20 protein-coding genes and 1 tRNA gene are annotated in these 21995 nt (G+C 73.4%); 6 read left to right on the top strand and 15 right to left on the bottom strand.

Going from position 1 to position 21995, the window contains the following annotated elements:
* The 3 genes from DNL40_RS15785 to DNL40_RS15775 all read right to left on the bottom strand — a co-directional run bounded on the left by DNL40_RS15785 (position 1) and on the right by DNL40_RS15775 (position 2963).
* Positions 1-58 (bottom strand) — tRNA-Thr (locus tag DNL40_RS15785).
* Positions 59-161: 103 nt separating this feature from the next.
* Positions 162-1016, bottom strand: coding sequence for a DsbA family protein (locus DNL40_RS15780; RefSeq protein ID WP_111252220.1), 855 nt, complete (start codon positions 1014-1016; stop codon positions 162-164).
* 90 nt (positions 1017-1106) lie between these two features.
* A complete protein-coding gene (locus DNL40_RS15775) occupies positions 1107-2963 on the bottom strand; it encodes a serine/threonine-protein kinase (RefSeq protein WP_111252219.1) in 1857 nt (618 codons plus the stop codon).
* A gap of 128 nt (positions 2964-3091) precedes the next feature.
* Here DNL40_RS15775 and DNL40_RS15770 point away from each other — a divergent pair, with 128 nt between their 5' ends.
* The 4 genes from DNL40_RS15770 to DNL40_RS15755 all read left to right on the top strand — a co-directional run bounded on the left by DNL40_RS15770 (position 3092) and on the right by DNL40_RS15755 (position 8170).
* The gene (locus tag DNL40_RS15770) at positions 3092-4555 is read left to right on the top strand and encodes an alpha,alpha-trehalose-phosphate synthase (UDP-forming) (RefSeq protein ID WP_111252218.1); all 1464 of its coding nucleotides are present in this window, start codon (positions 3092-3094) and stop codon (positions 4553-4555) included.
* Positions 4548-5435 (top strand): trehalose-phosphatase, encoded by an 888-nt coding sequence (otsB, locus tag DNL40_RS15765; protein ID WP_111252217.1) that lies wholly within the window; start codon positions 4548-4550, stop codon positions 5433-5435. The genes DNL40_RS15770 and otsB overlap by 8 nt, the downstream gene beginning before the upstream one ends.
* A 209-nt stretch (positions 5436-5644) precedes the next feature.
* Complete coding sequence (locus DNL40_RS15760; RefSeq protein ID WP_111252216.1) at positions 5645-6763, top strand: ABC transporter ATP-binding protein; 1119 nt, start codon at positions 5645-5647, stop codon at positions 6761-6763.
* 153 nt (positions 6764-6916) lie between these two features.
* Positions 6917-8170 carry a DUF4032 domain-containing protein gene (locus DNL40_RS15755; RefSeq protein ID WP_111252215.1) on the top strand — a complete coding sequence of 418 codons (1254 nt, stop codon included), beginning with the start codon at positions 6917-6919 and terminating at the stop codon, positions 8168-8170.
* A 109-nt stretch (positions 8171-8279) separates the two neighbouring features.
* Here DNL40_RS15755 and rlmB read toward each other — a convergent pair whose 3' ends face one another.
* Both rlmB and cysS read right to left on the bottom strand, forming a co-directional pair.
* Positions 8280-9269, bottom strand: a complete 990-nt coding sequence (rlmB, locus tag DNL40_RS15750) for a 23S rRNA (guanosine(2251)-2'-O)-methyltransferase RlmB (RefSeq protein WP_111252214.1) — start codon at positions 9267-9269, stop codon at positions 8280-8282.
* Between the two features lie 119 nt (positions 9270-9388).
* Positions 9389-10819 (bottom strand): cysteine--tRNA ligase, encoded by a 1431-nt coding sequence (gene cysS / locus DNL40_RS15745; RefSeq protein ID WP_111252213.1) that lies wholly within the window; start codon positions 10817-10819, stop codon positions 9389-9391.
* A gap of 108 nt (positions 10820-10927) precedes the next feature.
* On the opposite strand from cysS, the gene DNL40_RS15740 reads away from it, so the two are divergent.
* A complete protein-coding gene (locus DNL40_RS15740) occupies positions 10928-12370 on the top strand; it encodes a D-arabinono-1,4-lactone oxidase (protein ID WP_111252212.1) in 1443 nt (480 codons plus the stop codon).
* Here the strand turns inward: DNL40_RS15740 and DNL40_RS15735 are convergent.
* The 4 genes from DNL40_RS15735 to DNL40_RS15720 all read right to left on the bottom strand — a co-directional run bounded on the left by DNL40_RS15735 (position 12289) and on the right by DNL40_RS15720 (position 14879).
* Complete coding sequence (locus DNL40_RS15735; protein WP_111252211.1) at positions 12289-12960, bottom strand: TetR/AcrR family transcriptional regulator; 672 nt, start codon at positions 12958-12960, stop codon at positions 12289-12291. The two genes, DNL40_RS15740 and DNL40_RS15735, sit on opposite strands and share 82 nt — an antisense overlap.
* Before the next feature lie 3 nt (positions 12961-12963).
* Complete coding sequence (gene ispF, locus DNL40_RS15730) at positions 12964-13530, bottom strand: 2-C-methyl-D-erythritol 2,4-cyclodiphosphate synthase (protein WP_111252210.1); 567 nt, start codon at positions 13528-13530, stop codon at positions 12964-12966.
* Entirely contained in the window at positions 13527-14303 is a 777-nt protein-coding gene (gene ispD, locus DNL40_RS15725; RefSeq protein ID WP_111252209.1) for a 2-C-methyl-D-erythritol 4-phosphate cytidylyltransferase, read from the bottom strand. The genes ispF and ispD overlap by 4 nt, the downstream gene beginning before the upstream one ends.
* A gap of 93 nt (positions 14304-14396) precedes the next feature.
* Positions 14397-14879, bottom strand: a complete 483-nt coding sequence (locus DNL40_RS15720) for a CarD family transcriptional regulator (RefSeq protein WP_111252208.1) — start codon at positions 14877-14879, stop codon at positions 14397-14399.
* 223 nt (positions 14880-15102) lie between these two features.
* Here DNL40_RS15720 and DNL40_RS15715 point away from each other — a divergent pair, with 223 nt between their 5' ends.
* Positions 15103-15690 carry a hypothetical protein gene (locus tag DNL40_RS15715; protein WP_179951109.1) on the top strand — a complete coding sequence of 196 codons (588 nt, stop codon included), beginning with the start codon at positions 15103-15105 and terminating at the stop codon, positions 15688-15690.
* Between the two features lie 94 nt (positions 15691-15784).
* On the opposite strand, the gene pstB is transcribed toward DNL40_RS15715, so the two are convergent.
* From pstB to DNL40_RS15685, 6 genes are all read right to left on the bottom strand, one after another.
* Positions 15785-16564, bottom strand: coding sequence for a phosphate ABC transporter ATP-binding protein PstB (pstB, locus tag DNL40_RS15710; protein WP_111252207.1), 780 nt, complete (start codon positions 16562-16564; stop codon positions 15785-15787).
* Positions 16565-16614: 50 nt separating this feature from the next.
* Positions 16615-17568 (bottom strand): phosphate ABC transporter permease PstA, encoded by a 954-nt coding sequence (gene pstA, locus DNL40_RS15705; protein WP_111252206.1) that lies wholly within the window; start codon positions 17566-17568, stop codon positions 16615-16617.
* Positions 17568-18548, bottom strand: a complete 981-nt coding sequence (gene pstC / locus DNL40_RS15700) for a phosphate ABC transporter permease subunit PstC (RefSeq protein ID WP_111252205.1) — start codon at positions 18546-18548, stop codon at positions 17568-17570. Before pstC ends, pstA begins: the two co-directional genes overlap by 1 nt.
* 97 nt (positions 18549-18645) lie before the next feature.
* Positions 18646-19770 (bottom strand): phosphate ABC transporter substrate-binding protein PstS, encoded by a 1125-nt coding sequence (pstS, locus tag DNL40_RS15695; RefSeq protein WP_245885995.1) that lies wholly within the window; start codon positions 19768-19770, stop codon positions 18646-18648.
* Positions 19771-19943: 173 nt separating this feature from the next.
* Entirely contained in the window at positions 19944-20666 is a 723-nt protein-coding gene (locus DNL40_RS15690) for a response regulator transcription factor (RefSeq protein ID WP_111252203.1), read from the bottom strand.
* The gene (locus tag DNL40_RS15685) at positions 20663-21859 is read right to left on the bottom strand and encodes a sensor histidine kinase (protein ID WP_111252202.1); all 1197 of its coding nucleotides are present in this window, start codon (positions 21857-21859) and stop codon (positions 20663-20665) included. The genes DNL40_RS15690 and DNL40_RS15685 overlap by 4 nt, the downstream gene beginning before the upstream one ends.
* Between the last annotated feature and the right edge of the window lie 136 nt (positions 21860-21995).

Raw genomic sequence — 21995 nt, 5'->3', positions numbered from 1 at the left:
TGTCGGGTTCGAACCGACGACCTTCCGTTTACAAGACGGGAGCTCTACCAGCTGAGCTAAGGCGGCGTGCGGCGCGGACGTGGACGGCCGCGCGGGCGGGGACCAGACTACCGATCCCCGCCCGCGCGGCCGTACTCGTCTCTCAGCCGGTCGTCAGCAGGTCAGCGGGCGGCCTCGGCCACGGCCTGCTGGAGGGCGGCCGGGTCGCGCCAGTCGCCGCCCCAGCGCTCGCCGTCGATGGTCACGGTGGGGGTGCCGAAGCCGCCGGTCTGCGGGTTGGCGAGGGCCTCGTCGGCCGTGACCTGGCGCGTGACCGAGTAGACCCACTGGCCGTAGTCCTGGTGCGCGGTGCCGTCGGCGATGCCGTCGGCCACGTCCTGCGGCACGCCCGCCTCCACGGCGAGGTCCGCCATCTCCCGGTTCGACAGGCCGCGCGAGCGCTCGGCGGGCTGGTTGGCGAACAGCGTGTCGTGGAACTCGAGGAAGTGCTCGGGGGCACGGTCGGCCACCCACGCCGCGGCGGCCGCCGACCTCGTCGAGAACGCCGTACCGGCCGAGGCCCGGTCGAGGATCGACACGGGGTGGAAGACGACGTTGGCGGCGCCGCTGCTCATCATCGCCTCGATCGACGCGGTGTTCGCAGCCTCGAAGTCCCCGCAGATGGGGCACATGTAGTCGAAGTAGACGCCCACCTCGGGGGCGTCGGCCGCCCCCTCGCCGCCCGCGACCCCGTCGGTGCCGACCGGGATGCCGCCGTCGGCGCGCGCCGGTGCGGGCACCGTGGCGACCTCGCTCAGCGGGATGTCCTCCACCTCGGGGCCGCTGCCGGTGTCGCTCTGGCCGAGGATGTAGATCACGATGGCCGCGAGCGCCACCAGCACGACACCGAGCACACCGAGGGTGACGATCCGGTTGCGCCTGTCCCGCGCCGCCTGCTTCTGCTTGAGGGCGAGAGCCTCCGCGCGGGCGGCCTCACGCCGCTGCGCCTTGGAGAGGTTCGGGCTGTTCGTCGACATCGTGGTCCTTCGTTCGGCACGCCTGGCGCCGCCGTCCGACGGCGCTCACCAGCCTACCGGCGGCCCGGGACCGCGTCAGAAAACCGTGCGTCAGAACCCTGGTGGTCCGGTGAAGGGCCACCAGTGGATCACCGGCGGCAGGTCCAGCAGCGGCCGGGCCAGCAGCCACGCGGCGACCAGGCAGACGGCGATGGCCACGGCCGCGCCCGCCAGGCCGGGCGCCAGGACGCCCAGCGTCACCCGGGCGCCCTGCCGGGCCGTGCGGCCGGCCGGGCCGAACCACCCTGCCACCGCGGCCACCAGCATCGCCGCGGCGAGCACGCCGCAGAACACGATGGTCGCGTTCACGCCCCCGACGGCCCGCGAGGCGACGTCGGTGCGCGGCAGCACCACGAACCGCCCGTCCCCGAACACCCAGAACCCGAGGACCGTGACCAGCACGCCCGCGCACGCCGCGACCAGCAGCTGCGGCACCGCGCCCACCGTCCCGGCGACCACGTGCCACGGCAGCCGCAGCGCCGCCACGACGCCGTCCGACCCCCGCACCCCGCCGCGCCGCTCGCGGCGCCCGTGCAGGGACTCCGACGCCGCGCCCACCACCCGGCACACCACCACGAGCGCGGCCAGGACGCAGAACGCGACCCCGGGCCGCGTCGCCGCCAGCGCCACGAGCGGGGCGAGGAACGCCAGCACCGTGCCGGTACGGCGGCGGTGGACCGGCCGCACGTACGGCTCGGGCACCTCGGGCTCCTGCGGCCCGGCGATCGCCTCGTACGGCTGGTAGCGCACCTCCCCCACCGGCACGGCCGCCGGTGCGGGCATCGCCGGGATCGTCCGGGTGGCGCCGTCGTTCGCCAGCGCGCGGTCCCGCTCCTCGGCCGTCATCGGCGGCTCCACCGACGGCGGGAGCGGGTAGACCGGGTCGGCCAGCACGTCGGTCGCCGGAGCCATCACCTCCGTCAGCGGCCCGAGGTCCTGCGTGGGCAGCCCCAGCACCTGCGTCGCCTCCGGGTGCACCGCGATGCGCTGGGTGGACTCGTCGTCCCCGACGAGCGGCGCCCCCAGCCGGCGCGCCGCAGCAGCAGCCTCCTCGGCGTCCCGGCGCAGCGAGCGGGCGACGTCGGTCGGGCCCCACCGCAGCGCCGGGTCGGCGTGCAGGGCGCCCGCGAGCGCCCGCGCCGTGCGCGCGGGCAGGCCCACGAGGTCGGCGCGCCCCTCGCGGGAGCGGCGCAGCACCAGCTCGGTGGGACGCACGCCGAACGGGGAGCGCCCCGTGGCGGCGAACGCCAGGAGCGCCGCCCAGCTCCACCAGTCCGACTCGGGCGTGGGGGCCCCGCCGTCGAGCAGCTCGGGGGCGAGGTAGCCGGGCGTGCCGATGACGAACCCCGGGGAGGTCAGCGCGGCGGCGCGGCTGTCGCCCGCGGCCTGCGCGATACCGAAGTCGATGATGACCGGGCCGTGCGAGGTGACCATCACGTTCGACGGCTTGAGGTCGCGGTGCACCACGCCGGCCAGGTGGACCGCCTCCAGGGCGCCGGCGAGCTGGTCGGCCAGCTCGTACAGGTCGACCGGGTCCAGGGGCCCGCCCTCGTCGACCTCGTCCTCCAGCGTGGCGCCGTCGACCAGGTCGGTGACCACGAACGCCTCGGGGCCGTCGAGCTCGGCGTCGATGACGCGCGCGACGGCGGGGTGGCGCAGGCGCTGGAGGGACTGCACCTCGCGGCGCAGACGCTCGCGGGCGACGGGGTCGGTGTCGAGGTGGGCGTGGAGCACCTTGAGGGCGACGGCCTCGCCGCCGCCGTCCACGGCCTCGTAGACGGCGCCCATCGCTCCCTGGCCGAGGAGGGACCGGACGGTGTAGCCGCCGACCTCGGTGCCGGTGGCGAGGCGCCCGGGGGTCCCGGCGGCCGTCTGCGACCCCTCGACCGACCCCTCGACGTCTCCCATGGCGCACACCGTAGTGGCCGCCGGCACCCGCCGCGCGGTCACGACACGGCTCTCACCAGGCCGTGGACCTGCTCTCCGAGTACCCTGAGACCGTCAAGCAACCCCCAGCCGAACCGGGAGGATTCCCATTGACCGGCAAAGAACAGACCGGTGACCGTTCCGTCGGTGGCGAGTACGACCTCGTCGTCGTCGCCAACCGCCTCCCTGTGGACTTCTCCGTCCGCTCCGACGGCGGCGTGGACTGGCAGCGGTCCCCGGGCGGGCTGGTCACGGCGCTGGAGCCGGTCATGCAGCAGGCCGACGGCGCGTGGGTCGGCTGGTCCGGCGCACCCGACCTGGCGCACGAGCCGTTCGACGCCGACGAGATGCGGCTGGTGCCGGTCACGCTGAGCCAGGCGGAGATCGAGCGCTACTACGAGGGCTTCAGCAACGACACGCTGTGGCCGCTGTACCACGACGTGGTGGCGACCCCGACGTACCACCGCCAGTGGTGGGACGCCTACCGTCGCGTCAACCAGCGTTTCGCCGACGCCGCCGCGGCGCAGGCCGCCGAGGGCGCCGTCGTGTGGGTGCACGACTACCAGCTCCAGCTGGTGCCGAAGATGCTGCGCGACCAGCGCCCCGACCTGCGGATCGGGTTCTTCGACCACATCCCGTTCCCGCCCGTGGAGCTGTTCCAGCAGCTGCCGTGGCGCCGCCAGATCATCGAGGGGCTCCTGGGCGCCGACCTGCTCGGGTTCCAGCGCGGCGGCGACGCGTCGAACTTCATCCGGGCGGTACGCCGCCTGACGGACTACACCACGCGCGGGCCGATCGTGACCATGACGGACGAGGACGGCGGCCCCGGCCGCCACGTGCGCGCGGCGGCGTTCCCCATCTCGATCGACTCCACGCGGTTCGACGAGCTCGCCCGCACGCCGGAGGTCCAGGCACGGGCCAAGGAGATCCGCGCGGACCTGGGCGACCCCGAGGTGGTCATGCTCGGCGTCGACCGCCTCGACTACACCAAGGGCATCCGCCACCGCATCAAGGCGTACGGCGAGCTGCTGCAGGACGGGCGGCTCGACGTCGAGAGCTCGACGCTGGTGCAGGTGGCCAGCCCGAGCCGCGAGAACGTGGGCGCCTACCAGGAGCTGCGCGAGCACGTCGAGGTGCTGGTGGGCCACATCAACGGCGAGTTCGGCGAGCTCGGCCACTCGGCCATCCACTACCTGCACCACTCCTACCCGCCGGAGGAGATGGCGGCGCTCTACCTGGCCGCCGACGTCATGCTCGTCACGAGCCTGCGCGACGGCATGAACCTGGTGGCGAAGGAGTACGTGGCGGCCCGCTCGGACGAGCAGGGCGTGCTGCTGCTGAGCGAGTTCACCGGCGCCGCCGACGAGCTCGCGCCGGGACCGGTGCTGGTCAACCCGCACGACATCGACGGCCTCAAGGACGCCATCGTGCAGGCCGCGAAGATGGACCCCAAGGAGCAGCGGCGCCGCATGCGCCGGCTGCGCCGCAAGGTGATGAACGACGACGTCGCCAAGTGGTCGGACAGCTTCCTGGGCGTGCTGACCGCGATGCCGCGCCGGACGAGCCATGTCTGAGGCCGTCCCCGTCTCCGCTCGGGAGGTCGTCGGCGGCGACCTGGCGGCCGCCCTCGACGCCCTGGCCGCGCCAGCCGCGCCCGGCACGGGCGGCGGGCTGCCGGCCGTGCTGGTGGCCCTCGACTTCGACGGCACGCTCGCGCCGCTGGTCGACGACCCGACGACGTCGGCCATGACCGCGGCGGCCCGCGCGGGCGTCGACGCGCTCGCCGCCCTGCCCGACGACGCGGCCACCCGTCTGGCCCTGGTGTCGGGCCGCGCGCTGGCCGACCTGGCCGCGCTGGCCCGGCCGCCGGCCGGCGCCTACCTGGTGGGCAGCCACGGTGCCGAGACCGGCCTGGTCCTGCCGGACGGCGAGGTCGAGGCGGTGCCCGTCGAGCTCACGCCGCAGCAGCAGGACGTGCTCGACCGGCTCGTGGCCGGCCTCGAGGAGGTCGCGGCCGGCGTCGAGGGCGCCTGGGTGCAGACCAAGCCCGCCGCCGCCGTGCTGCACACCCGGCGCTCCCCCGCCGACGCCGCCGCCCGGGCGGTCGAGCGCGCCGACGCCGTCGTGGCCGGGCTGGGCCTGAGGGCCCTGCACGGCAAGGACGTGGTCGAGGTCGCCGTCGTCGAGGCCGACAAGGGCTCGGCACTGGCCCGCCTGCGCGACGTCGTCGGGCAGGAGCTCGCGGCGGCCGCCGGCGCGCCGCCCGCCACGGTGCGCGTGCTGTACGCCGGTGACGACACCACCGACGAGCACGCCCTGGCCACGCTGGGACCCGGGGACGTCGGCATCAAGGTGGGCGACGGGGACACGGTGGCGCGCCTGCGCGTGGCCGACGCGGACGCCGTCGGCGCGGTGCTGACCTACCTCGCCGGCGCCCTCCGCAACCGGGCGTGACTGTTTCGTGACCAAGATCATGGGGTGACGCGCCCCGGCCTCGGGGTAGGCTCGGGCGCGTCACCCCAGGGTGGCGAGGGACGACGTCGTCCTCGGCGTCGTGCCACAACTCAATCAAGTGTCAACGCAGACACGCCTGTCGTGAACGCAGCGGCACCCGACACAACGGATCGTCCGGCACGTACCTGCCGGTGGAGGGAACCACTCACATGGCCACGGTCACCTTCGACCACGCGACTCGCCTGTACCCCGGTACCGAGCGCCCCGCGGTCGACCAGCTCAACCTTCACATCGAGGACGGCGAGTTCCTCGTCCTCGTCGGCCCCTCGGGCTGCGGAAAGTCCACGTCGCTGCGCATGCTCGCCGGCCTGGAGGACGTCAACGGCGGCCGCATCCTCATCGGTGACCGCGACGTCACCGACGTGCAGCCCAAGGACCGCGACATCGCGATGGTCTTCCAGAACTACGCCCTGTACCCCCACATGTCGGTGGCGGACAACATGGGCTTCGCGCTGAAGATCGCCGGCACCCCCAAGGCCGAGATCCGCCAGCGCGTCGAGGAGGCCGCCAAGATCCTCGACCTCACCGAGTACCTCGACCGCAAGCCCAAGGCTCTCTCGGGCGGTCAGCGCCAGCGCGTCGCCATGGGCCGCGCCATCGTGCGCCAGCCGCAGGTGTTCCTCATGGACGAGCCGCTGTCGAACCTCGACGCCAAGCTCCGCGTCCAGACGCGCACGCAGATCGCCTCGCTCCAGCGCCGCCTCGGCGTCACCACGGTCTACGTCACGCACGACCAGACCGAGGCCCTCACCATGGGCGACCGCATCGCGGTGCTCAACAAGGGCGTCCTGCAGCAGGTCGGCACCCCGCGCGAGATGTACGACCAGCCCGCCAACGTGTTCGTCGCCGGCTTCATCGGCTCCCCCGCCATGAACATCGGCACGTTCCAGGTCAAGGACGGCGCCGCCCTCGTCGGCAACGCCCAGGTGCCGCTCGAGCGCACCGTGGTCGACGCGCTGACCGAGGCCGACGGCGGCAAGGTGACCGTGGGCTTCCGCCCCGAGTCCCTCGACGTCGTGGGCTCCGGCACCGCCGGCTCGTTCCAGGTCGAGGTCAACCTGGTCGAGGAGCTCGGCTCCGACGCGTTCGTGTACGGCTCGCTCAAGAGCGACGTCGGCGCGAGCGACCTGTCGGCCGGCGACTCGGACCAGGTCATCGTGCGCATCGACCCGCGCGAGGTCCCGATGAAGGGCGACACCATCAACGTCGCCATCAAGCCGGGCCAGTCGCACGTGTTCTCGGCCGCGACGGGCAACCGCCTCAGCTGAGTCACCCCGCACCGCGAGAGGGCGGGCCCGGCGTCGCCGGGCCCGCCCTCGTCGTCTGCACCGCGCCGTCACCGTCCGGTCACCTGCACCGCGTAAGGTGACGACGCCCCGCCCGCGCGCAGCCCCCGCGCACGACCCTCGAAGGACCCGTCAGTGGAGAACCTCCAGATCACCGCGGCGACGCCGGAGTCGGCGCTGCTCGACCTGCCCTGGAGGGTGCCGCTCGAGGACTGGCCCAACGACGTCCTCGCTGCCCTCCCCCGAGGCATCTCCCGGCACGTGGTGCGGTTCGTGCGGCTCAAGGGCCGCATGCTGGCCATCAAGGAGACGCGCGACCACTACGCGTTCCGCGAGTACGAGCTGCTGCGCCGCCTGCACAAGCTCGAGGTGCCGGCCGTGGTGCCGCTGGCCGTGGTGACGGGCCGCGTGGGTGACGACGGCGAACCGCTCGAGGCCGCGATCATCACCGAGCACCTGGCCTTCTCGCTGCCCTACCGCGCCGTGTTCAGCCAGGCGCTGCGCCCGGACACCGCGACCCGCCTCATCGACGCCCTGGCCGTGCTGCTCGTGCGGCTGCACCTCGTCGGCTTCTACTGGGGCGACGTGTCGCTGTCCAACACCCTCTTCCGCCGTGACGCCGACCGGTTCGCCGCCTACCTGGTGGACGCCGAGACCGGTGACCTGCACCGAGAGCTGACGTCCGGCCAGCGCGCCTACGACCTCGACCTGGCCCGCACCAACATCATCGGCGAGCTGTTCGACCTCGAGGCCGGCGAGCTGCTCGACGAGGAGGTCGACGCCATCGGCATCGGGGACGCCCTCGTGGAGCGGTACACCGAGCTGTGGGACGCCCTCACCAAGGTGGAGTCGTTCTCCGCCGACGAGCGGTGGCGCGTGGACGAGCGGATCCGGCGGCTCAACGACCTCGGGTTCGACGTCGGGGAGCTCGCGATCGTCACCGACATCGACGGCACCACGGTGCAGATCCAGCCCAAGGTGGTCGACGCCGGGCACCACTCGCGGCGCCTGCTGCGCCTGACCGGCCTGGACGTGCAGGACAACCAGGCCCGCCGGCTGCTCAACGACCTCGACTCGTGGCGCGCGGCGACCGACCGCCTCAACGACTCCGAGCAGCTCGTGGCGCACGACTGGCTGCTGCACTCCTTCGAGCCCACGATCGCGGCAGTGCCGCGCGACCTGCGCAAGAAGCTCGAGCCGGCCCAGCTGTTCCACGAGATCCTCGACCACCGCTGGTACCTGTCGCAGCGCGTGCACCGCGACGTGCCGATGCCGGAGGCCGCGATCAGCTACGTCGACCAGGTGCTGCGGCACCGGCCGGACGAGCAGGCCGTGCTGGGTCTGCCCCCCGAGCGCGCCCACGAGGACGAGGAGACGCTGCTCGGCTGAGCCGCGTCTGCGCGCAGCGTCCCCTCGCAGGGTCCCGGGGACGACGGAGGCCCGGCGGCAGGTGCCGCCGGGCCTCCGTCGTCGTCGGGCCTGTCGCTCAGGCCGTCGCTCAGGCCGAGCGGCGCGCCTTGGCGATCTCGTACATCGCGATGCCCGCGGCCACGCCCGCGTTGAGCGACTCGACCGCGCCCTCGTCGATCGAGATGGCGGCGACCGTGTCGCACGTCTCGCGCACCAGACGCCCCATCCCCTTGCCCTCGGAGCCCACCACGAGCACGAGCGGGTCGGTGGCGAGCTGCAGCTCGCCCACCTCCGTGTCGCCGTCGCCGTCGAGCCCGACGACGAAGCAGCCGGCCTTCTTCAGCTCGGTCAGCGCGCGGGCCAGGTTGGTCGCCCGGGCCACGGGCACGTGGGCGGCGGCACCGGCCGAGACCTTCCAGGCGGAGGCGGTCACGCCGGCCGCACGACGCTCGGGCACCAGCACGCCGTGGGCGCCGAACGCGCCGGCGGAGCGCAGCACGGCGCCGAGGTTGCGCGGGTCGGTGACGCCGTCGAGCGCCACGATCAGCGGTGGGCGGCCCGAGGCCTCGGCGGCGTCGAGCAGGTCGTCCACGTCGGCGTACTCGTACGGCGGCACCTGGGCCGCGATGCCCTGGTGGACCTGACCGTCCGTGAGGCGGTCCAGCTCCGGCTTGGACGCCTCGAGCAGGGCGTGGCCGCGCTCCGAGGCGAGCTGCAGGATCTCTCGGGTGCGGTCGTCGTGCTCGATCCGGCTCGCGACGTACAGCGCCGTGATCGGCAGGTCGGTGCGCAGCGCCTCGAGCACGGCGTTGCGGCCGGCCACGACCTCGGCGCCGTCGGTCGACCGGCGGGTGCCGCGCACCACGCCCCGCGAGGCGTCCCGGCGCTGCTGCGTCTCCGCCCGCTTCTCCGCGGCGACCTTGCGCTTGTGCGCCGGGTGGTACTCGCGGTCCTCGGCCTTGGGCGTCGGTCCCTTGCCGCGCAGCGCGCGGCGGCTGTGACCGCCCGTGCCGACCTGCGGCCCCTTCTTGCTTCCGGCCTTGCGGACGGCGCCGGGGCGCTTGGAGTTGCCTGCCATGAGAGTCCTTCGGTGGTTCGTCAGGTGGCCTCGAGGACCACCGCGTACGTAGTGTCGGGCGGCGCTGGGGAGCCAGCCACCGGAGCGTCGGGGCCGCCCGTGCGGCCGCCGTCAGGGGTTTAGTTGGCGAGCGTCCAGCGCGCGCCGTCCGGGCCGTCCTGGACGACGACGCCGGCGGCGGCGAGCCGGTCACGGATGGCGTCGCTGGCCGCCCAGTCCTTGGCGGCCCGCGCTGCGGCCCGCGCCTCCAGCTCGGCGGCCACGAGCGCGTCGAGCGCCGCACGGGCGGCCGACGACGCGGCGTCCGCCGCGGCCCAGTGCGGGTCGGCGGGGTCGAGGCCCAGGACGTCGAGCATGGCCCGCACGGCCACGAGGGCGGCACGCACCGCCTCGTCCGCCTCGGAGCCGGCCGCGAGCGCCGTGTTGCCCGCTCGCAGGTGCTCGTGCACGACGGCGAGCGCCGCGGGGACGTTGAGGTCGTCGTCCATCGCCGCGGCGAACGCCTGGGGCAGCTCGGTCTTGGCGACCTCCTCGGCCGGGACGGCACCGACACGCTCGGTGGCACGCTCGACGAACCCGGCGAGGCGCTCCCAGGTGGTGCGCGCCTCCTCGAGGGTGTCGGGCGTCCACTCGTGCATGGACCGGTACTGCACCGAGACGACGGCCAGGCGCACCACCACGGCGGGCACCGTGGCGAGCAGCTCGGAGACCAGCAGGCCGTTGCCGAGCGACTTGGACATCTTCACGCCGGACTGCGTGATCCAGGCGCTGTGCATCCATCGGCGCGCGAACGGGTAGCCGGCGGCGCGCGACTGCGCCTGCTCGTTCTCGTGGTGGGGGAACCGCAGGTCCAGGCCACCACCGTGGATGTCGAACTCCTCGCCCAGGTAGCGCTGCGCCATGGCGGAGCACTCCAGGTGCCAGCCGGGGCGGCCGCGGCCCCACGGGGTGTCCCAGGAGGCCGTCGCGGGCTCGCCGGGCTTGGTGGACTTCCACAGGGCGAAGTCGTGCGGGTCGCGCTTGGCGCTCGTCTCGGCGCCGTCGCCCGGCTCGGGGGCCAGGTCCTCGAGACGCTGACGGGTCAGCTCGCCGTAGGCGGGCCAGGAACGCACGTCGAACCAGACGTCGCCCTCGCCGGTGGAGTAGGCGTGCCCGGCGTCGACCAGCCGCTGCATGAGCTCGATCATCTGCGGCACGTGCTGGGTGGCGCGGGGCTCGTAGGTGGGGGGCAGCACACCGAGGGCGTCGTAGGCGGCGGTGAACTCGCGCTCGAACCGGGCGGCGTGCGCCCACCACTCGACGCCGGCCTGGGCGGCCTTCGCGAGGATCTTGTCGTCGATGTCCGTCACGTTGCGCACCAGGGTGACGCGATAGCCGGAACGCTCCAGCCAGCGGCGCAGCACGTCGAACGCGACCGAGGGGCGCAGGTGGCCCACGTGCGGGGCCGACTGCACGGTGGCGCCACAGACGTAGATGCCGACCTGGCCGGGGGTCCGGGGCACGAAGTCGGACACCGTGCGCGTGGCGGTGTCGTACAGGCGGAGGGTCACCGCTCCAGGGTACCGGGCGCGGCGTCCCGCGGACGTGTGCCGTGACCCTGTCCCGGAGGGCGCCCGTGCGGGGTGTCGTGCGGCTGCCGCCGGTGGCAGACTGCCGATGTGCCCGTCACCGACGCCCGCGACACGCCCGCCTGGGAGAACTGGGGCCGCACGGTGGCCTCCACCCCCGCGCGCCGCGCCCGCCCTCGCGACGAGGCGGAGGTCGCCGCCGAGGTCGCCCGGGCCGCCCAGGACGGCCTGCGCGTGCGCGCCGTGGGCTCCGGCCACTCCTTCACGGCGGCGGCCGCCACCGACGGGCTGCACCTGGAGCTCGACCTGCTCGCCGGCGTCGAGGCCGTGGAGCGCCGGCACGACGGCACGGCCCGGGTCACGGTGCGGGCCGGCACCCGGCTCTACCACCTGCACCATCTCCTGGCCGCCCACGGTCTGGCACTGACCAACCTCGGCGACATCGACCGCCAGACGATCGCGGGCGCGATCTCCACCGGCACCCACGGCACCGGGGTCCGGTTCGGCGGGATGGCCTCGCAGGTGTCCGGGGTGCGGGTGGTGACGCCCGACGGCGAGGTGCTCACGGCCGGTGCGGACGACCCGCCGGGCAGCGCCCGCCGCGAGCTGTTCGAGGTGGCGCGGCTCGGCCTCGGCTCGGTGGGCGTGCTCACGGCCGTCACCCTGGAGACCGTGCCCGCGTTCTGGCTGCGCGCCCGTGACGAACCGTGGGCGCTGGCCCGCGTGCTGGAGGACGTCGACGCCTTCGCCACGAGCGCCGACCACGCCGAGCTGTTCTGGTTCCCGGGCACCCACCGTGCGCTGACGTTCCGCAACGACCGGCTCAGCGCCGACGAGGCCGCTCGCTGGGGCACCGACCAGTCCGGGCTCAAGGGGCGGCTGCGGCTGCTGCGCCAGGAGGCCCGCGGGCTGGTCGACGACGAGCTGCTGAGCAACGGGCTGTTCGAGCTGGTCAACCGGGTCGCCACCGCCGCGCCGGGGCTGACGGCCGGGCTCAACCGCTTCTCCGCCCGCGCGCTGCCCGCCCGCGAGCACGTGGCGCCGTCGCACGAGGTGTTCAGCCACAAGCGCCGCGTGCGGTTCCGGGAGATGGAGTACGCGATCCCGCGTGCGGCGGTGCGCGACGTCGTGCGCGAGCTGGACGTGTGGCTGCGCCGCTCCTCGGAGGCGGTGCCCTTCCCCGTCGAGCTGCGCTTCGCCGCGCCCGACGACGTCTGGCTGTCCACCGCGCGCGACCGCGAGACGGCCTACGTGGCGGTGCACCAGTACGTGCGGATGTCCCACCGCCGCTGGTTCGACGCGGCCGAGAGGATCCTCGTCGCCGCCGACGGCCGCCCGCACTGGGGCAAGCTGCACTCGCGCACCGCCGAGGACCTCGCCGCCCACTACCCGCTGCAGGACGTGGCCCGGGTGCGGGCCGCCGTCGACCCCGGCGGCGTCTTCGCCAACGGCTATGTGGACACGGTGCTCGGGGCGCCGGGCGCCCCCTCGCGCCCCTCGTCCTCGCGCTCCCGCTCGGGGTCGTCCACGTAGGTGGTGAGCAGGTCCGCCAGCGCGTGGAAGGAGTCGAGCGCCGCGCGGTCGTCCTCGTCCACCAGCCAGGCCAGCTCGATGCCGTCGACCACGGCCGTGACCACGCGTGCCAGGAAGTCGAGGTCGACCCGGTAGCGCACGCCCGCCGCCTCGGCGATCGTGGCGACCAGGCCCTTGGCCATCTCGGTGGACTGCTGCAGGTGCGAGCGTGCGGTGGCGCGCAGCGCCGGGTTCCGGGCTCCCGTGGTGGCGATCTCCAGGAGCAGCAGCCGCACCTGGCGCCACTGCTTGAGCCCCTCGAGCAGCGCACCCGCGCACTGGTGGGCCAGCGTCGGGTAGTCGAGGCCGGCCCGCCCCCCGGCGGCGATGGCCGCCCGGATCTGCTCGGACGCCTGGACACCCACCGAGTGCCCCATCGCGTCGAGCAGCTCGTCCTTGTCCTCGAAGCAGTAGTGGACCGTGCCGAGCGAGACGCCCGCCTCGTGCGCGACGGCGCGCACCGTGACCGCCTCGACACCCGCCTGGGCCGCGACACGCAGCGCCGCCTCGACCAGCTGGGCACGGCGTTCTGCGAGCGGCTTGCGGGTCATGTCTCAGTCCCGCCCGTCCGTCCCGGGGTCCGATCCCCGGGACGCTCCGTCACCCGCACCGGAACGGCCTCCCCCGGCGTCCGCAGCGGTGGGCACCACGAGGGCGGTCGCCACCGCGGCCACGCCCTCGCCCCGGCCCGTCAGCCCCAGACCGTCCGTGGTGGTCGCGCTCAGCGAGACGGGCGCGCCGGCGGCAGCACTGAGCGCGGTGACCGCCTCCTCGCGCCGCGACCCGATGCGGGGCCGGTTGCCGATCACCTGGACGGCGACGTTCCCGATCTCGAACCCGGCCGCGCGCACGCGCCGCGCGGCCTCGGCGAGCAGCACCGTGCCGGCCGCTCCGGCCCACTCCGGCTCGCTGGTGCCGAAGTGCTGCCCGAGGTCGCCGATGCCGGCCGCGGAGAACAGGGCGTCCGCGGCCGCGTGCGCCGCGACGTCGGCGTCCGAGTGGCCTGCCAGGCCCCGCTCGCCCTCCCAGCGCAGGCCGGCGAGCCACAGCTCGCGGTCCGAGCCCTCCGGGGCGAACGCGTGGACGTCGACGCCGAGCCCGGTGCGCGGGAGGGGCGTCACCGCTCGCCTCCCGGTGCGACGGCCGCGTGGTGCGCGTCCCCGGCGTACAGCGCCGCCAGGTGCATGTCCCGCTCGGTGGTGATCTTCAGGGCCGCCTCGTCACCCGGCACGACGACGACGGGCTCGCCCAGCGCCTCGACCAGCCCCGCGTCGTCGGTGGCCGCCAGGTGGTCCGCGCCGGCGCGGGCAGCCCCCTCGGCGTGGGCACGCGCGAGGAGGGCGCGGTCGAAGCCCTGGGGGGTCTGGACCGCCCGCAGCACGGCTCGCTCGGGCGTCCCCGTGACCGTCTCCACCGCGCTCGCAGGCCCGTGACCTGCGGCGGGAGCGGGGAGGGCTGCGGACACGCTCTTGATCGTATCGACCACCGGCACACCCGGCACGACGGCGCGGTGCCCGGCCCGGACCGCGGCGACCACCCGCCGCACCAGCGCGGCCGGAGCGAACGGCCGTGCGGCGTCGTGGACCAGCACGACGTCGTCGTCCGGGCCTGCCACGGCCAGCGCCGCGGCGACCGAGGCCTGCCGCGTCGCGCCGCCGTCTACCACGCGCACGGGCACCCCCACGAGCGGGTCGTCCGCCAGCACGCCCGCCACCAGCCCGGCCATGCCCGGTGGCGAGGTCACCACGAGCGCGTCGACCACGCCCGAGCCAGCCAGACGGCGGGCGGCGTGCACCACCAGGGGCAGCCCGTCCACCTCCACCAGCGCCTTGGGCACGTCACGGCCGAGCCGCGTGCCGGAACCGGCGGCGGTGAGGATCGCCAGGGTCGTCATGCGTCATGCCCTCCCGCGAACGGCGACGCCCCCGCCGGATCGGCAGGGGCGTCGTGTCGATGCGTGGTGCGGACCGCTCACGCGATCGCGCCGTCAGGAGGCGAGGACCTCGTCGAGGATCGCCTCGGCCTTCTCCTCCTCGGTGTGCTCCGCCAGCGCGAGCTCCGAGACGAGGATCTGGCGCGCCTTGGCCAGCATGCGCTTCTCGCCGGCCGACAGGCCGCGGTCCGCGTCGCGGCGCGAGAGGTCGCGGACGACCTCGGCCACCTTGATGACGTCGCCGGACGCCAGCTTCTCGAGGTTCGCCTTGTAGCGGCGCGACCAGTTGGTCGGCTCCTCGGTGTACGGCGCGCGCAGCACCTCGAAGACGCGGTCCAGACCCTGCTGGTCCACGACGTCGCGCACACCCACGAGGTCCACGTTCTCGGCCGGGACCTCGATGGTCAGGTCACCCTGGGCGACCTTGAGCTTGAGGTACATCTTCTCTTCGCCACGGATCTTGCGCGTCTTGATCTCCTCGATCAGCGCGGCGCCGTGGTGCGGGTAGACAACCGTCTCGCCTACTTCGAAAGTCATCTGCAGATGTCCCCTTTCCCAGCGAGGAGTCTAGCACGCGGGCTCCCGCGCCCCCCGGGGGCCCAGCCCCCTCACGACCTCGCGCACGCCCCGGCGCAGGCGCCTCGGAGGAGCTCGTCGCCGCAGGTCACGACACCGCCTCGTCCGATGTCTCGGCGGCGGGATTCCGCCACTAAGATGGCCACGGGTCCCGCCGGCCCGCCCCCGACCTAGGAGAGAGCACGTGCCCCGCACCGCCAGGACCGCCCGCAACGCCGCCCTCAGCGCCGCCGCCGTCGCCGCCGCGCTGACGCTGTCGGCGTGCAGCCCGGCCATGACGATCCGCTCCTACGCCGCCTCGGACGGCACCCTCGTCGAGATCGACCACCAGCTGCGCGGGATCAACCTCATGATCGTCTCCGAGGCGGAGGGCGAGCCCGGCAACCTGCTCGGTGCGCTCGCCAACGCCACGGACCGCGAGCTCGAGTACACGCTCACCGTGGACGGCGCCGCGCCGCTGCAGATCTCGGTCGAGCCCTTCCACACCGTCTACCTCGGCACCGACGAGGGCGAGCAGGCGATCATCGACACCGTCACCACGATCCCCGGCGGTTACCTGTCCGCCACGCTCGAGGCCGACGGCCAGAGCAAGGAGTTCAAGCTCCCCGTCTTCGACGGCACCCTGCCGGAGTACGCGGGCTCGCTGCCCACGCAGGCTCCTGACTCCGCGACGAGCACGCCCGGCGTCTCCGTCGGCGGAACCACGGCCGAGGACATCGAGCCGGACGACGCCGACGACACCGGCGCCACGACCGAGGGCGGCCAGGGCTGACCCAGGGCGCCGCCCAGCACGCACGACGACGGCGGGCCCGCACTCCCCAGGGAGTGCGGGCCCGCCGTCGTTCACGGCCCCTGCGGGCCGACGATCACCCGAAGCGACCCGAGACGTAGTCCTCGGTCGCCTTCTCCTTCGGCGTCGAGAAGATCGTGGCCGTCTCGTCCATCTCGATCAGGCGGCCCGGCTTGCCGGTGCCCGCGATGTTGAAGAACGCCGTCCGGTCGCTCACGCGCGCAGCCTGCTGCATGTTGTGCGTGACGATGACGATCGTGTAGTCCTGCTTCAGCTCCTGGATGAGGTCCTCGATCGCGAGCGTCGAGATCGGGTCCAGGGCCGAGCACGGCTCGTCCATGAGGAGCACCTGCGGCTTGACCGCGATCGCGCGGGCGATGCACAGACGCTGCTGCTGACCGCCCGAGAGGCCCGAGCCCGGCTTGTCGAGGCGGTCCTTCACCTCGTTCCACAGGTTCGCGCCGCGCAGCGAGGACTCGACCAGGTCGTCGGCGTCCGAGCGGCTGATGCGCTTGTTGTTCAGCTTGACGCCCGCCAGCACGTTGTCACGGATGGACATCGTGGGGAACGGGTTGGGCCGCTGGAACACCATGCCGATGCTGCGGCGCACGGCCACCGGGTCGACGTCGGGGCCGTACAGGTCGACACCCTCCATCTCCACCTTGCCCTCGACGTGGGCGCCCGGGATCACCTCGTGCATCCGGTTGAGCGTGCGCAGGAAGGTCGACTTGCCGCAGCCGGACGGGCCGATGAACGCCGTGACCGACTTGGGGTCGATCGTCATCGAGACGCCCTGCACGGCCATGAAGTCGCCGTAGTAGATGTTGAGGTCCTTGACGTCGATGCGCTGAGCCATCGCTTCTATCCTTCGGTCTTTCGTCGGTCGGGAGGGGTCGGGGGCCGGACTCAGCGCAGCTTCGGGGCGAAGAAGCGGGTCACGAGCCGACCGACGAGGTTGAGCAGCATCACGATCAGGATCAGTGTGAGCGCCGCGGCCCAGGCGCGCATGAGGTTGATGTCCTCGACGCAGTCGAGCGCCCCGGGCGCGCACGGCACGGTGCCCTGACGGTACTGGGTGAAGATGTACACCGGCAGCGTGGCCATACGGCCCTCGAACGGGTTGAAGTTGATCGAGTCCGCGTAGCCGGCGGTGATGAGGATCGGTGCCGTCTCGCCGATGACGCGGGCGATCGACAGCAGCACACCCGTGGTCAGACCCGCCACGGAGGTGCGGAGCACCACCTTGATGATGGTCAACCACTTGGGCACGCCCAGCGCGTAGGAGGCCTCGCGCAGCTCGTTGGGAACCAGGCGCAGCATCTCTTCGCTGGAGCGCACCACGACCGGGATCATCAGCACCGACAGGGCCACCGAGGCGGCCACGCCCAGCCGGACGCCCGGCCCGAAGAAGATCGCGAAGAGGGCGAACGCGAACAGGCCCGCGACGATCGACGGGATGCCCGTCATGACGTCCACGAAGAACGTGGTCACGCGAGCCAGCGGACCGCGACCGTACTCGACGAGGTAGACGGCGGTGAGCAGGCCGATCGGCACCGAGATGGCCGCGGCCACCAGGGTGATGACGAGGGTGCCCACGATGGCGTGGTAGATGCCGCCCGCGTCCATGCCGCCGAAGACGCCGCGCATGGACACCGACAGGAAGTACGGGCTGAATCGCTCGATGCCGCGGATCACCACGGTCCACAGCAGCGAGACGAGCGGGATCATCGCCACGACGAAGGCCGCGTAGATGAGCCCCGTCATCATGCGGTCCGTGCGCTTGCGGCCGGCGTCCGCCGAGCCGAGCATCGCGCGGACGCGCTCGGTGTCCCCGACCGGGGTGGAGGTCGTGGCGCTCATCAGTTGGCTCCCGAGAATTCCTTGCGGCGCGCGACGATCCAGCGCGCGAGCATGTTGACGGCCATCGTGATCACGAACAGGGCCAGGCCCGTCGCGATCAGCACGTTCACCGCGAGGCCGGAGGACTCGGGGAACTGGTTGGCGATGTACGCGGCGATGGTCTGCTGCTGCCCGGAGTCGAAGATCTGGAACGAGTACAGCAGACCTGGGGAGAGGATCATCAGCACGGCCATCGTCTCACCCAGGGCACGGCCCAGGCCGAGCATGGCGGCCGAGATCACGCCGGAGCGGCCGAACGGGAGGACGGCGGTGCGGACGACCTCCCAGCGCGTCGCCCCGAGGGCCAGGGCGGCCTCCTCGTGGAGCTTCGGCGTCTGGAGGAACACCTCGCGCGAGACGGCGGTGATGATGGGCAGGATCATGACCGCGAGCACCACGGACGCCGTGGCGAGCGAGCGCCCGGTCGCGGTCGCACGGACCTCGAGCCCCGGGATCGAGTTGAGCACCCCTGCGACCCACACCCACACGTCGGCGACGACCGGGGCCAGCGTGCGACCGCCCCACAGGCCGAAGACCACCGAGGGGATGGCGGCGAGCAGGTCCACCACGTAGCCGATGCCGGCGGCGAGCCGCCGGGGCGCGTAGTGGGAGATGAAGAGCGCGATGCCCACGGCCACCGGCGTCGCGAGCAGGAGGGCGATCGCGGCGGCGAGCAGCGTACCGAAGACGAGCGGGCCGACGAGCTGGCCCAGGTGGGTCATCCCTCGCGGCAGCCGGCCGGCCGTCTGCAGCTCCTCGCCGCTCGCGGTCAGGGCCGGCAGGCCGCGCTGCACCAGGAAGACCGCGACCGCGGCGAGGACCGCCAGCAGGAGCACGGCGGCGGCGGTCGAGATCCAGCGGAAGACGCGGCTCATGCCGCGCTCGGTGTCGCCGCTGCGGCGGCGACGGGTGGTCGCCGGCGGGCTGGCGGTGGTGGTCACGGTTCTCCTTGTTGCTGCTCGGTCGTCCGCATCACGCTCTCCGCGCCGATGGCCGGGCCGCCCACGAGGGCGACCCGGCCACGGCACCGGGGAGTCGTCAGCCGACGGTGATCGCGTCGATCGCCTGCTCGACCTGCGAACGGAGGTCGTCCGAGATCGGGGCGCTACCGGCCGCGGAGGCAGCCGCCTGCTGACCCTCGGACGAGGCGATGTAGCCGAGGAAGGCCTTGACGAAGTTGCCCTCCGCCTCGTCAGCGTAGTTCAGGCACGCGAGGGAGTACGAAATCAGCACCAGCGGGTAGGCGCCCGCGGCGGTCGTCGTCCGGTCCAGCTCGAACGCCAGGTCGTGCTCGTGACGGCCCTCGACCTCGTGCGAGGCGTCGACGGCGGCGGCAGCGGCCTCCGGCGAGACCGGGACCCACTCCTCGCCGACCTTGATCGCGGCGGTGCCCAGCTGGCCCACGCGCGAGGCGTCGGCGTAGGTCACGGCACCCTCGGTGTCGTTGACGATGCCGACCACACCGGACGTGCCCTGGGCGGAGTCGCCGCCCTCGACCGGGAAGACGCCGTCCGGCTCCCAGGTCCACACGTCGCCGGCGGTGGCGTGCAGGTACTCGGTGAAGTTGTCGGTGGTGCCCGAGTCGTCCGAGCGGTGGACCGGCGTGATCGCCATGTCGGGCAGGTTGACGTCCGGGTTGTCCGCGGCGATGGCCGGGTCGTTCCAGCTGGTGATGTTGCCCGCGAAGATGTTCGCGATCGTCTCGGGGGCGAGGTTCAGCGAGCTGATGCCCGGCAGGTTGAACGCCACGGCGATCGGCGAGATGTACAGGGGGAGGTCGATCGCGCCGTCGGGGCCGCAGACCTCGGTCGACGACTGGAGCTCCTCGTCCTTCAGCGCGGCGTCGGAGCCGGCGAACGAGACGCCACCGGCGAGGAACTGCTCGCGGCCGGCGCCCGAGCCAGCGGCGTCGTAGCTGACGGAGACGTCGGGGTTCTGGGACTGGAACCCGGCGATCCAGGCACCCATGGCGGACTCCTGCGAGCTGGCGCCCGCACCGGAGAACGTGCCCGAGATGTCGCCGGCCGGCGACTCGGCGGCGGGAGCGCCCGTGTTCTCGGGAGCGTCGCCCGTCGGGTTGTCCGAACCGCAGGCGGCGAGGGTCAGCGCGAGCGCACCGACGAGGGCGACCGAACCGGCGCGGGAGATGCGGCTGAGCTTCACGTGTCGTTCCATCCTGTTCACGCGACTTCGCGCCGGCGGCGTGCCGACGTCGCTCTGGACGTTAGGCAGGCAAGGTGGCTCGTTCCCCATCCGTGGGTGAACAGAAGGTGAACAGTCCCGCCCAGAGGGGGTGACGTCAGCCACCGGGCTCCCTCCAGAGCCCCCGCGCGGCGTCAGTCGTCGCCGTCGGACAGCTTGTAGCCCAGGCCGCGCACCGTCAGCAGGAAGCGGGGGCTGCCCGGGTCCGGCTCGATCTTGGCGCGGATGCGCTTGACGTGGACGTCGAGCGTCTTGGTGTCCCCCACGTAGTCGGGACCCCACACGCGGTCGATGAGCTGCCCGCGCGTCAGCACGCGCCCCGCGTTGCGCAGCAGCAGCTCGAGGAGGTCGAACTCCTTGAGCGGCAGCGCCACCGGCTCGCCGCCCACCACGACGGTGTGCCGGTCCACGTCCATGCGCACCGGCCCCACCTCCAGCACCCCGTCGTCGTCCTCGTCGTCAGGCACGGCGTGGCCGTTGCCCTCGACCGGGACCGGCGAGCGCCGCCGCATCACCGCACGCATCCGCGCCAGCAGCTCGCGGAACGAGTACGGCTTGGTCACGTAGTCGTCGGCCCCCAGCTCGAGCCCCACGACCTTGTCGATCTCCGTGTCCTTGGCCGTGAGCATGATGACGGGCACGTCGCTGCGCTGGCGCAGCTGCCGGCACACCTCCGTGCCCGACAGCCCCGGGAGCATGAGATCGAGCAGCACCAGGTCGGCCCCCTCGGCGTCGAAGCGCTCGAGCGCCTCGGTGCCGCTCGCGGCCTCGACGACGTCGAAGCCCTCACGGGTCAGCTGGTAGGTCAGGGGGTCGCGGTAGGACTCCTCGTCCTCGACCACGAGGATGCGCGTCACGCATCCACCTCCTCGGATGTCGGCGCGGGCGGCGCCGGATCGGCGTCGGACTGGGGCGCGGGCAGGTCGGCCGCGGGGATACGGAGGGTGAACGTGGAGCCCTTGCCGGGCTCCGACCACATCTGGACGTCGCCGCCGTGGTCCGCGGCCACGTGCTTGACGATCGACAGGCCCAGACCGGTGCCGCCGGTGTCGCGCGAGCGGGCCGGGTCCACCCGGTAGAACCGCTCGAACACGCGGTCCTGCTCGTCGACGGCGATGCCGATCCCCTGGTCCACGACGGCGATCTCCACCAGGCCGCGGCGCTCGCTCACCCCCACGCCCACCCGGGTGTGGGGCGGCGAGTACGCCACCGCGTTGTCGAGCAGGTTCCGCACGGCCGTCACCAGCAGGTTGTGGTCGCCGTACACCAGGGCGTCCTTGCCGCCGCCGACCGTGATGGCGATGTTCTTGCCCTGCGCCGTCGTGCGGGCACGGTCCACGGCCTCGGCCACGACGTCGGCCACGTTCACGGTGCGCACGTCCGACAGGGCTCCGGTCGCCTGCAGCCGCGAGAGCTCGATGATCTCGTGGACGAGCGCCGACAGGCGCGCCGCCTCCTTCTGCATGCGCTCGGTGAACCGGCGCACGGCCACCGGGTCGTCCGCGGCGTCGGCGACCGTCTCGGCCAGCAGCGCGATCGCCCCCACCGGCGTCTTCAGCTCGTGGGACACGTTGACGACGAAGTCGCGGCGGATCGCCTCCACCCGGCGGGCCTCCGTGCGGTCCTCGGCCAGCACCAGCATCCGGTCCACGCCCAGCGGGGCCACGCGCACCTGCAGCAGCACCGTGCCCGACCCGATCGGGCCGCGCGCCAGCTCCAGCTCCTGCTCTCGGATGACGCCGTCGCGGCGCACCTGCGCCACCAGGTCCCGCACCGCGGGGTGCGTCACCTCGTCGTTGCGCACCACCCCCAGCGCGTACGCCGGCGGGGAGGCGCGCAGCACGTCGTCGTCGACGTCGAGCACCACGGCCGCCGACTTCAGCACGGACAGCACGCGCACCAGGCCGTCGTCGAGCTCGGGAGCGGGCCGCTCCGGGACGCGGTGCTGGGAGCGGTCGGACACCCTGAAGGCGATGGTGGCGACGACGCCCACCACCACGCCGAGGATGCCGGCGGCGAGCACCGGGACCCCGGAGATGATTCCGTCCACGGGGCCAGAGTATGCGTGCCCCGGACGTGCGCAGCGCCACGAGGTCGATCTTCCCAGGGCCCTTCGGCTGGTGTTCATCCGCAGGGCACCTAGAGTTCATCAGACAGTCCACAGGGGCGTGAGAGGCTGGCCCAGC

Origin of the sequence: Xylanimonas oleitrophica (assembly GCF_003244315.1) — a bacterium.
In the GTDB taxonomy this organism is placed as follows: domain Bacteria; phylum Actinomycetota; class Actinomycetes; order Actinomycetales; family Cellulomonadaceae; genus Xylanimonas_A; species Xylanimonas_A oleitrophica.
Note: the sequence above shows the minus strand (reverse complement) of the source record. Positions and strands in the feature narration are given on the sequence as shown.

Bases quoted from the DNA above. Each gene is read 5' to 3' on its own strand.
- DNL40_RS15720 (WP_111252208.1), bottom strand. From the start codon at position 14,879: ATGACTTTCGAAGTAGGCGAGACGGTTGTCTACCCGCACCACGGCGCC.
- DNL40_RS15760 (WP_111252216.1), top strand. From the start codon at position 5,645: ATGGCCACGGTCACCTTCGACCACGCGACTCGCCTGTACCCCGGTACC.
- DNL40_RS15735 (WP_111252211.1), bottom strand. From the start codon at position 12,960: ATGACCCGCAAGCCGCTCGCAGAACGCCGTGCCCAGCTGGTCGAGGCG.
- rlmB (WP_111252214.1), bottom strand. From the start codon at position 9,269: ATGGCAGGCAACTCCAAGCGCCCCGGCGCCGTCCGCAAGGCCGGAAGC.
- ispD (WP_111252209.1), bottom strand. From the start codon at position 14,303: ATGACGACCCTGGCGATCCTCACCGCCGCCGGTTCCGGCACGCGGCTC.
- DNL40_RS15780 (WP_111252220.1), bottom strand. From the start codon at position 1,016: ATGTCGACGAACAGCCCGAACCTCTCCAAGGCGCAGCGGCGTGAGGCC.
- DNL40_RS15775 (WP_111252219.1), bottom strand. From the start codon at position 2,963: ATGGGAGACGTCGAGGGGTCGGTCGAGGGGTCGCAGACGGCCGCCGGG.
- pstA (WP_111252206.1), bottom strand. From the start codon at position 17,568: ATGAGCGCCACGACCTCCACCCCGGTCGGGGACACCGAGCGCGTCCGC.
- pstB (WP_111252207.1), bottom strand. From the start codon at position 16,564: ATGGCTCAGCGCATCGACGTCAAGGACCTCAACATCTACTACGGCGAC.
- otsB (WP_111252217.1), top strand. From the start codon at position 4,548: ATGTCTGAGGCCGTCCCCGTCTCCGCTCGGGAGGTCGTCGGCGGCGAC.